At 58.3% G+C, this 9,851-nt stretch carries 11 protein-coding genes and 1 pseudogene; 4 read left to right on the top strand and 8 right to left on the bottom strand.

Annotated features, from left to right (window positions below; genetic code table 11):
* Positions 1-777: pseudogene (locus GM79_RS26490) on the top strand (IS5 family transposase); the annotation flags it as partial.
* A 5-nt stretch (positions 778-782) separates the two neighbouring features.
* Here GM79_RS26490 and GM79_RS09485 read toward each other — a convergent pair.
* The 3 genes from GM79_RS09485 to GM79_RS09475 form a co-directional block, all read right to left on the bottom strand.
* On the bottom strand, positions 783-1,151 hold the full coding sequence (locus GM79_RS09485; protein WP_035562805.1) for a hypothetical protein: 369 nt from the start codon (positions 1,149-1,151) through the stop codon (positions 783-785).
* 28 nt (positions 1,152-1,179) lie between these two features.
* Positions 1,180-1,587, bottom strand: coding sequence for a hypothetical protein (locus GM79_RS09480; protein ID WP_035562802.1), 408 nt, complete (start codon positions 1,585-1,587; stop codon positions 1,180-1,182).
* Between the two features lie 211 nt (positions 1,588-1,798).
* Entirely contained in the window at positions 1,799-2,275 is a 477-nt protein-coding gene (locus GM79_RS09475; protein WP_035562799.1) for a hypothetical protein, read from the bottom strand.
* Positions 2,276-2,434: 159 nt separating this feature from the next.
* Between GM79_RS09475 and aroB the strand changes: the two genes are divergently transcribed.
* Positions 2,435-3,475 (top strand): 3-dehydroquinate synthase, encoded by a 1,041-nt coding sequence (aroB, locus tag GM79_RS09470; protein WP_035562795.1) that lies wholly within the window; start codon positions 2,435-2,437, stop codon positions 3,473-3,475.
* Positions 3,476-3,562: 87 nt separating this feature from the next.
* Positions 3,563-4,807, top strand: coding sequence for a 3-phosphoshikimate 1-carboxyvinyltransferase (locus tag GM79_RS09465; RefSeq protein ID WP_035562792.1), 1,245 nt, complete (start codon positions 3,563-3,565; stop codon positions 4,805-4,807).
* Here GM79_RS09465 and GM79_RS09460 read toward each other — a convergent pair.
* From GM79_RS09460 to GM79_RS09445, 4 genes are all read right to left on the bottom strand, one after another.
* Positions 4,788-5,570 carry a helical backbone metal receptor gene (locus GM79_RS09460; RefSeq protein WP_316930107.1) on the bottom strand — a complete coding sequence of 261 codons (783 nt, stop codon included), beginning with the start codon at positions 5,568-5,570 and terminating at the stop codon, positions 4,788-4,790. The genes GM79_RS09465 and GM79_RS09460 overlap by 20 nt on opposite strands.
* 358 nt (positions 5,571-5,928) lie before the next feature.
* On the bottom strand, positions 5,929-6,999 hold the full coding sequence (locus tag GM79_RS09455) for a M42 family metallopeptidase (protein ID WP_035562789.1): 1,071 nt from the start codon (positions 6,997-6,999) through the stop codon (positions 5,929-5,931).
* A gap of 17 nt (positions 7,000-7,016) precedes the next feature.
* A complete protein-coding gene (locus tag GM79_RS09450; protein ID WP_035562786.1) occupies positions 7,017-7,283 on the bottom strand; it encodes a hypothetical protein in 267 nt (88 codons plus the stop codon).
* Positions 7,284-7,295: 12 nt separating this feature from the next.
* The gene (locus GM79_RS09445; protein WP_035562783.1) at positions 7,296-8,864 is read right to left on the bottom strand and encodes an acyl-CoA carboxylase subunit beta; all 1,569 of its coding nucleotides are present in this window, start codon (positions 8,862-8,864) and stop codon (positions 7,296-7,298) included.
* A gap of 185 nt (positions 8,865-9,049) precedes the next feature.
* On the opposite strand from GM79_RS09445, the gene GM79_RS09440 reads away from it, so the two are divergent.
* Positions 9,050-9,496 (top strand): hypothetical protein, encoded by a 447-nt coding sequence (locus tag GM79_RS09440; RefSeq protein WP_035562781.1) that lies wholly within the window; start codon positions 9,050-9,052, stop codon positions 9,494-9,496.
* Between the two features lie 235 nt (positions 9,497-9,731).
* Here the strand turns inward: GM79_RS09440 and GM79_RS26485 are convergent, their stop codons facing one another.
* Positions 9,732-9,851: a transposase gene (locus GM79_RS26485; protein ID WP_410471173.1), complete on the bottom strand. Its 120-nt coding sequence runs from the start codon at positions 9,849-9,851 to the stop codon at positions 9,732-9,734.

Here is a 9,851-nt window from a genome sequence, read left to right as displayed (position 1 = left end):
GTTTACTGCTTATTTACTTTTCAGCATGCGCCGTCACGAAATTTCTGATGCTACCTGGGCCCTGGTTGCCCCGCACCTCTCCGGCAAGGCCGCCGATGGCGGGGCGACGGCCGTCGATAACCGGCTGTTTTTCAACGCTGTGGTGTGGATAATGCGCACCGGCTGCCCGTGGGCCGACCTGCCCGAACGCTTCGGCAAGTCCGACACGGCCCGCAAACGCTTCCGCCGGCTGGCCGAAAAAGGCGTCTGGCGCCGCCTTTTCCAGGTCGTCCAAGCGCCGGAGCTGGACTGGGTGCTGCTCGACTCGACCATCGTGCGGGCGCACCAGCACGCGGCGGGCCAAAAAAAAGCGACGCTCAGACCGAGTGCCTCGGCCGCAGCCGGGGCGGGATGAGCACCAAAATTCACGCCTGCGTCGAGTCGCTGGGCAACGCGGTGCGCCTGCTCGCCACCCCCGGCCAGGCCGGCGACAGCCCGCAGGCGCTGCCCCTGCTCGACGGCCTCGACGTGGGCCAGGTAGTGGCCGACACGGCCTACGACAGCGACCAAACCCGCGCCTATTGCGCTCAACGCGGTATTCAAGCCGTCATCCCCAGCCACCCCAACCGCACCCAACCGCTGCCCCTGGACGAGAATGCCTACCGCGACCGCAACAAAATCGAACGCTTTTTCGGACGCATGAAGCAGTATCGCCGCTTGGCCACCCGCTACGAGAAGACCATCGTTTCCTTCCTCGCGTTCTGGCATATCGGAGCAGCACTTGATTGGCTTAGATGAATAACTCATTTCTTAATGTCCTCACGCCCTAGCGTTTGTCCGTCCACAGCGAAGGGTATCTTGTAGGTAGGCGGGTTGCCTGATTCGGTGAGGGCGAGTACTGCGAGCAGCTCAGTGGTACCGCACTTGGCGCCGACGTCCAGGACATAGGTGCCTTGTCTTTCGATTCTGCCGCCTTTACTGAAAAAGAAACTCGTGTCAGTAAAGGTCAGCGTCTCGTCAAATGGGCCGTTTGGGTCGCCGGCGCAGTAGCAGTCCGTGACCCTGGTAAGCTGCCAGGTTCCAGACAGCCCCGAGGGGTCAGAGTCCTTCTTACAGCTGGCCATACCGAAAGCCAGGATGAACCAGGAAGCGAAGAGCAAAGCAACTTTCATGGGAGAAAGGAGGAGGCGATAGAAAAAATCAGGGTACCCGCACATAGGTTTCGCGTGGGGCGTCGCACGCAATACCGTAATCCAGCACGAGGGTATTGCCCGTTACCGTGGCTACTGCGTCTGCCAAGGTATTACTGACATCGGCGTAGGTGAAGCGCAAAACGGGAGTAGAAGCTGGGTTGCCGCAGGTGCTACCTGAAACGAAAGCGTAGGTGCCGTAGCCCGTTTGCCGGTTGTCTTTGTAGAAATAGAATTCGGCCCCGGTGAAGGTGACCGCTTCGTTGGGCGAGCCGCTGGGGGTAGGGGCTCGATAACCTTCGCGACCAGTGAGCTGCCAAGTCCCGGACAGGCTGGTGGCAGGTTCCCCGTTTTTTGTGCAGCTGCCAGTAATAAAAGCCACGGTGAGTAACGTGACAAAGAGGGAAATGAATTTCATATTCGGCAAGAAGAATAGTGGAGAAGGGCGTTACATTAGTCCACGTGTATGCATTGCGCATGAGACATCAACACGCCGCCGCAAGCCCGAAAGTGTGTTGTCCATTGGATACACAGACAGATTACACAAGTAAGGGCCGGTAGCATTGCACACAATGTGAAGCGGGTCGCAACTGCCGGACTCGAGAGAATGCTTCCTAATGCTCTATATATCACTTCTTGCGCCAGTGGTAAAGCTCTGCAGCGCCTCCATCAGCGCATAGGGCGGTATTTGTGATATACAGCATGCTGTCATTGGCCGATACGGAAATGCCATAAGTTCGCAGGCCATTATTCAAAAATTGGGGCTCGGCTGTATACTCAATCATGGGCACCGCTACCGGCTGTGGTTGTGGTGGTTGGCAATTGTTATTTACTCCCGTGCTGAGCCGGTACACGGCCTGAAGCTCGGGCTGGTGGTTGTGATAAATGTGGACCTTGCCGTCGCTTTTAAACACCAGTTGCCGGCTGAATCCCACGCTGGCGGGCGTTTGCTGCCACCGAAAGCCAGAGCTGCTTTGCCATTCCCAATATCCATTTGCCTTCATTAATACGTCGGTATCAGCCAATATTACCGGACTAGGGTCTGGGGTAGTGCTGCAGGCCGAAATAGCGAGGATAAGGAAGGAGAAAACCGACAGGACTTTCATAAATGACAGAAGCTAGTGTGCAACCCGCTGAATCAGGTAGTGAGAAAAGCGTAGCGCAATGGCAAATACAGGAACAAAGCAACCGGATGACCGCTGTTGACGCCGGTTGGTTGCATCATTGCCTTGGGCAGCCGAAAAATTTATCCTGACTTTTGCGCCATGGAAAGTTCTGTTCTGATTGGGCCCGAAGCCCTGCCGGCTCTGGCCGAGCTGCTGTACCGGCCGGCCGTGACCCGCGTGTTTGTGCTGGTCGATAGCAATACCTCCCGCCTGTGCCTGCCGCTGCTCGAAAAGCACCTGCCGGCCGATTATTGCCTCATCGAAATCCCCGCCGGCGAAGAGTATAAAACCCTGGATAGCTGCGCTACGGTCTGGAACACGCTCACCGAGCAGCGGGCCGACCGCCACGCCGTGCTGGTGAACCTGGGCGGCGGCGTGGTCACGGATTTGGGCGGTTTCGCGGCGGCGCTCTACAAGCGCGGCATCCGGTTTGTGCAGGTGCCTACTACGCTGTTGGCCCAGGTTGATGCCAGCGTGGGCGGCAAAACGGGCGTTGATTTTCAGGGCTACAAAAACCAGCTGGGCGTGTTCCAGGCCCCGGCGGCCGTCTTTATTGACCCCCGGTTTTTGCAAACGCTCGACCCCCGCCAGCTGAAGTCCGGCTATGCCGAAGTGCTCAAGCACTGGCTGATTGCTGACGCCGACGCCTTCGACCAGAACCGCCGCCTGGGCTGGCTCACCGACGACTGGACGGGCATCATCCGCGAATCGGTGGCGCTGAAGCAGCGCATCGTGGCCCAGGACCCGCTGGAAAGCGGCCCGCGCAAGCTGCTCAATTTCGGCCATACCGTGGGCCACGCCCTCGAAAGCTACCTCCTCACGCAGCCCGGCCGCGAAGCCCTGCACGGCGAGGCCGTGGCCGCGGGCCTGGTTTGCGAAAGCTGGCTTTCGGTGCAGCGCGGCCTGCTGAGCGCCGAGGAGCTGGACAAAATCGAAACCTTCGTGTTTTCGGTCTTTGATAAAATTGCCTTTGTGGGGCTCGAAACCAATGCCATCGCAGAATTTGCACGGCAAGACAAAAAAAATGCGGGTAGCACCATCAACTGCACGCTGCTCAACGGCATTGGCAACGGCGTGTTCGACCAGCCCGTGACGGTAGCGGAAATTGCCGAGTCGCTGCGCTACTACAACCGGCTCTAGGGGTGAGGTAAGCTTCAGCTTGCCGTTTTCAACTTCAATCTACTTTCAACGGCCCTGCGGTGCCAGCTAAAGCTTACCTCAATTTTTATGCACTTATCCTGGCCCGGCGGCCCGCTCGGCGGCACCGCTCATCTTCCGGCTTCCAAAAGCGAAGCCAACCGCGCCCTTATTCTGCAGGCCCTGGCCGGCGGCGGCACCCTCAGCAACCTCTCCGACGCCCACGACACCCAGCTCATGCGCGGCTTGTTGGCCGCCGCGCCCGGTTCCAACGTGCTCGACGCCGAAGATGCGGGCACCGTGATGCGCTTTCTCACGGCTTACCTCGCCGTCACCAACTGGCGCGGCCAGCTCATCGGTACGGCCCGCATGCAGGAGCGGCCCATTGCGGTGCTTGTCGAGGCGTTGCGGCAGGCCGGGGCCCGTATTAATTACCTCAACAACGAAGGCTTCCCGCCGCTGGAGCTGGCGGGCTGCGCCCACGCGCCCAACCACCCGGCGCCAACCGAACTAGCCGTGCGCGGCGACATCAGCAGCCAGTACATTTCGGCCTTGCTGATGGTGGGCCCGCGGCTGCCCGGCGGGCTGCGCCTGCAGCTCACCGGCCACGTTGGCTCGCGGCCCTATATCAACATGACCGTGGCGCTGATGCAGCTTTTTGGCGCCGACTACTCGGTGGAAGGCGACACATTTACGGTGCGCCCCATTGCGTACCGGCCCACCGACTACACCGTGGAATCGGATTGGTCGGCGGCCAGCTACTGGTATGCTTTGGTGGCGATGGCGCCGGCGGGCTCCGAAATCACGCTGCCTTGGCTGCGTCAGGCTTCATTGCAGGGCGACCAGGCCATTGTGGGCATGATGGCGCATTTTGGGGTGGAAACCACCTTTTTGCCAGATGGCATTCACCTAAAACAGCAGCCAATAGCAGATGCCACGCAAGTGCTGGCGTTTGATTTCACGGACTGCCCGGACCTGGCTCAAACCGTAGCCGTAGTAGCGGCCGCCCGCAACATTCCGGTGGAAATGACGGGCCTGGAAAGCCTGCGCATCAAGGAAACCGACCGCATTTTGGCCCTGCAAACGGAGCTGGCCAAGTTCTGCGGCGCCCTGCGTGATATGGGCGAAGGGCGATTCCGAGCCGAATCGAGCGGGTTTGCCGTGAACGGGCAGTCAGTCGCCACTTACCACGACCACCGGATGGCAATGGCTTTCGCACCCTTGGCCATGCTAGGGCCCCTCACCATTGAGTCGCCCGCAGTGGTGAAAAAATCTTACCCGCAGTTCTGGAAAGAGCTGGCCAAAAGCGGTTTCACTACGACCGAAGCTGGCTGAGATAGGCGGCCGATTGGCGCAGCCGACTGCCATACCAGCTGAACAGCTCGCCATTAACAATTTCAACCGTCGCACCAGAACAAATTTCCTGAAATTCTGCGACGTGCTTGTCGCCGAACGGATACGGTTCGGAGGATAATAAAATGCGTTGGGGCGCGGCGAGGGCCAGTTGCGCGGCGGTTATTTCCGGGTAGCGCGTGAGGTGGGCGAAGGCGTTGACGAACCCGGCGCGTCGCAGCAGGTCGTCGATAAACGTGCCGGTTGCGGCCACCATGTAGGGTTTTTTCCAGATGAAGTACGCGACAGCCACTCCCGGCTCAAAGTCGCTCAGCGGCGCAAAAGAGGCTTCTATTTCGCCAGCCAGCGCGGCGGCTTTGTCCTTGGCGCCGGCAATCAGGCCCACGCGCCGAATCATATCCAGCGCTTCCGGCAGGGTGCTGATGTCGCTCAGCCACACCGGGTAATCGGCCGCCAGCTGCTCAATGCCGGCTTGGTAGTTTTCCTCCTTATTGCCAATTATTAAATCAGGTTTCAGCGCCGCTATTTTCTCGAAATCAAAGTTCTTGGTGCCGCCAATTACCGTGGCTGTGGTGCGGGCTTCGGCGGGATGAATGCAGAATTTGGTGACGCCAACTACTTTCTCAGCCAATCCCAAATCAAAGAGCAGCTCCGTTTGCGAAGGCACCAGCGACACGATGCGCTGCGGGGGAAAGGGCACCGCCACACGCCGCCCCAGTTGGTCAGTTACATTCAACGGAATCACGGATTTGTCGGAATAATAGCGGATTTCACGGATTTTGTAAACGTCAACATCATCTCAATCAGGACTTACGCCCTCAGCCGCTGGCGCGCGTCTTTGACGCGTGGCTTGCTGGCTTGGCGTTTCCAAACGCCGCCGTTCGCCCCGGCTGGTCTCGTTAGCTCCGCGCGTCGGAGACGTAAAACCAGTGGGCAACGCGTCGGAGACGCGCGCCAGCAACTGAGGGCGTAAGTCCTGGCAATAATAATTAGCGCGAACACAAAGCGGTAAAAACGCCCGTCGTCGTGGGTGATGAGCTTCCGCTATTGAAAAAACGTGCACAAAATTCGATAAGTCCGCCGTTAATCCGACGAATCCGTGATTAGGTGAAGTACCGGAAGTCGTGGCCGTCTTCGATGCGTAGCAGGGTTTCGTAAATCAGGCGGGTCACGCTGTCCACGTCGTCTCGGTGTACCGTTTCAACGGTGGTATGCATGTATTTCAGCGGCAGCGAAATCAGGGCCGCGGCTACGCCGGAACCGGAGTAGGCGAAGGCGTCGGTATCGGTGCCGGTGGCACGAGTGGCGGCGGCGCGCTGGAAGGGGATTTCGGCCTTCTTGGCCGTGTCGATGATGAGGTCGCGCAGGTTATTCTGCACGGCCGGGCCGTAGGTAATTACCGGGCCTTTGCCGCAGCTAATGTCGCCAGCTGTCTTTTTCTCATACATCGGCGACTGGCTGTCGTGCGTCACGTCCGTGACGATGGCCACGTCGGGATTGAGGCGGTGGGCCACCATCTCGGCGCCGCGCAGGCCAATTTCCTCCTGCACTGCATTCACGATGTAGAGGCCGAAGGGTAATTTCTTGTTGTTCTCCTTCAGCATCCGGGCCACTTCGGCAATCATGAAGCCGCCCACGCGGTTATCGAGCGCGCGCCCCACGTAAAATTTGTCGTTCAGCACCGTAAACTCGTCCTCGAACGTGACCACCGAGCCCACGTGCACGCCCATCTCGGCTACTTCCTCGGCGCTGCTTGCGCCGCAGTCCAGAAACACCGTTTCGATGGTGGGCGCCTTGTCCTGCTCCACCTTGCGCACATGGATGGCGGGCCAGCCAAACACAGCCTTCACAATGCCTTTCTCCCCGAAAATATTAACGCGCTTGCTGGGCGCCACCAAGGGGTCGGAGCCACCGTTGCGCCGCAGGTATAGGTAGCCTTCCTTCGTGATATAATTTACGAAGTAGGAAATCTCATCGGCGTGCGCCTCAATGACTACTTTATATTTCGCCTTGGGGTTAATTACGCCTACCACCGTGCCGTAAGTATCCACGAAATACTCGTCAATATACGGTTTAATGTACTCTAGCCACAGCTTTTGGCCTTCTTTCTCGAAGCCGGTAGGGGAGGGGTTGTTGAGGTAGGTTTGGAGGAATTCGAAGGATTCGGGGCGCATATGCGAAAGAGAAAAAATTAAATTGTCTTGCTGGCTAATGTGCGGAGTGCCAGTCCGACCAGTAAGCTAATGCCACCGCCCAGCAGCCAATATCCGCTGGTTTTTATTGGGTCGTCGGTGTCCGGAGTATCGGCAGATTCGCCATTCATCAGCGCAACGAGCGTAAGTAACAGCAACAGCGCGATTAGCAGCCAACGCCCCACCTGAAACCGCAGCAGTAAACCCACCAGCACGGCAAATGCACCAATGCCCAGAAGAATGTTACCAATGGGAAGCCAGTTCATGGAGTTGGAGCCTTACAGCGGAATGTTGCCGTGCTTCTTACGCGGCATTACGTCTACTTTGTTTTCCAGCATTTTAAAGGCGCGAATCAGCTTCTGGCGCGTCTGGGAGGGCAGAATCACCTCGTCTACAAAGCCGCGGTGGGCAGCGCGGTAGGGCGTGGCAAACTTCTCCTGGTATTCGTCCACCTTTTCCTGGAGCTTGGCGGCCGGGTCTTCGGCGGCGGCTATTTCACGTTTGAAAATGATTTCGGCCGCGCCTTTGGCACCCATCACGGCGATTTCGGCCGTGGGCCAGGCGTAGTTCATGTCGGCGCCGATGTGCTTAGAGTTCATCACGTCATAGGCGCCGCCGTAGGCCTTGCGGGTAATCACGGTGATGCGCGGCACGGTGGCTTCGCAGAACGCATAGAGCAGTTTGGCGCCGTTGGTGATGATGCCGCGCCATTCCTGGTCGGTGCCGGGCAGGAAGCCGGGTACGTCTTCCAGCACCAGCAACGGGATGTTGAAGGCGTCGCAGAAACGCACGAAACGGGCAGCTTTGGTGCTGGCGTTGATGTCGAGCACGCCGGCCAGCACGGCCGGCTGGTTGCCCACAATACCAATGCTGCGGCCGGCCAAACGGGCGAATCCGACCACGATATTCTCCGCGAAATTCTGGTGCACCTCCAGGAAAGAGTCCGTGTCGATGAGGCCTTCGATAACCTCCCGCATGTCGTAGGGCTGGTTGGCATTGTCGGGAATCAGCCGGTCCAGCGTCGGGCGGCTTTCGTCGCTGCTGGTATCATAGGGCTGCGCGGGCGCAGTTTCCTCGCAGTTCTGCGGCATGTAGCTCAGCAGCTGCTTGATGTGCGTGATGGCGGCCACTTCGTTGGCGCAGCTGAAATGCGTGACGCCGCTTTTGGTCGAGTGGGTGCTGGCGCCGCCCAGCTCTTCGCTGGTTACTTCCTCGTGGGTCACGGTTTTCACCACGTTGGGGCCGGTCACGAACATGTAGCTCGTGTCTTCCACCATCAAAATAAAGTCGGTAATAGCCGGCGAGTACACCGCGCCGCCCGCGCACGGCCCCATAATGACCGAAAGCTGCGGGACCACGCCCGAGGCCAGCGTGTTTTTATAGAATATGTCGGCGTAGCCGCCCAGGCTCACCACGCCTTCCTGAATGCGGGCGCCGCCCGAGTCGTTGAGGCCGATGACGGGCGCACCGTTTTTCATGGCCAGGTCCATGATTTTCACGATTTTCTCGGCGTGGGTTTCGCTCAGCGAGCCGCCAAAAACCGTGAAATCCTGCGAGAAAACGTACACCAGGCGGCCGTTCACGGTGCCGTAGCCCGTCACCACGCCATCGCCGAGGTAGTGCTCTTTGTCGAGGCCAAAATCCTTGGCGCGGTGCATCACAAATTTGCCAATTTCCTCGAACGAGCCTTCGTCCATCAGCAAGTCAACCCGTTCGCGGGCGGTGAGCTTGCCTTTCTTATGTTGGGAGTCGATGCGGGCCTGGCCGCCGCCGAGCAGGGCTTCTTCGTTTTTGCGGGCGAGCAGTTCGGTTTTGGAAAGGTGGGCGTGAGCGTGCGGGTCGGGCATGGGTGGGCTTGGGAGGTGGCGAAAGGAGCTAGGTAAAATCAGCAACCCAAAGGTAACGCGCCCGCTTAAAGAAGCCGCAACCAGATTTGGGGCGGCTGGTAGTTTCGGAGCCAGCACATTGGGCCATGACAAACTAGCCGGGCAATGTACCGGGGCCGTGAGTACCTTGTGAAAAAATAGGCGCAATGAAAAAGATGACAGCAATAAAAACACTTTCCTTGCTATTGGCAGCCGCTGCTTCCCTCTTTCTTGCAAGTTGCGAGGACAACACTCCGGCCCCGCAGAATACAGAGGTTCTGCTCACCAAAACCTGGAAACGGGGAACGCAGGATAAAAACCCTTCCAGCAACCCCACCAACGCCAGTTTTTACCTCGTCCCGAATTGTGAGCAGGACGATACGTTTAAGTTCGCTGCCGATGGCACGGTACTCATCAACCAAGGCGCAATCAAATGCAATCAGAACGAGCCCCAGACCGTTTCTCAGTCCTACAGCATCAATCGCACAACGAAGGAGCTGAGGATTAACGGCCAAAAATTTAAGTTGCTGGAGGAAACCGAGCAGCAGATAAAATACATCGCTGAGTTGCCGGCTGCCACGGGGTTCGGCAGTTTGATTTTCCTGCTACAGTGAAGGACGAAGCAGGCCCGAGATGCTGCTAATAGCCTCCTTGCCACAAGCAGAAAGTGCTGCCGCAGCACGGGTTGAGTGACAGAAAAACGGCCGGCCCCCGTAGTGGGAGCCGGCTGTTTGCAATTTCAGCTTGAGCGAATCACTCGGCTTCCTTATTCGAAACCCTGGGTGCCTGGTGGGCAAACTTGGGGACTTGCTCTGGACTAGGGCGTGAGGACATTAAGAAATGAGTTATTCATCTAAGCCAATCAAGTGCTGCTCCGATATGCCAGAACGCGAGGAAGGAAACGATGGTCTTCTCGTAGCGGGTGGCCAAGCGGCGATACTGCTTCATGCGTCCGAAAAAGCGTTCGAT

This window comes from Hymenobacter sp. IS2118, assembly GCF_000715495.1.
GTDB lineage: Bacteria > Bacteroidota > Bacteroidia > Cytophagales > Hymenobacteraceae > Hymenobacter.
The sequence above is the reverse complement of the archived record's forward strand: the minus strand, read 5'-3'. Positions and strand labels throughout refer to the sequence as shown.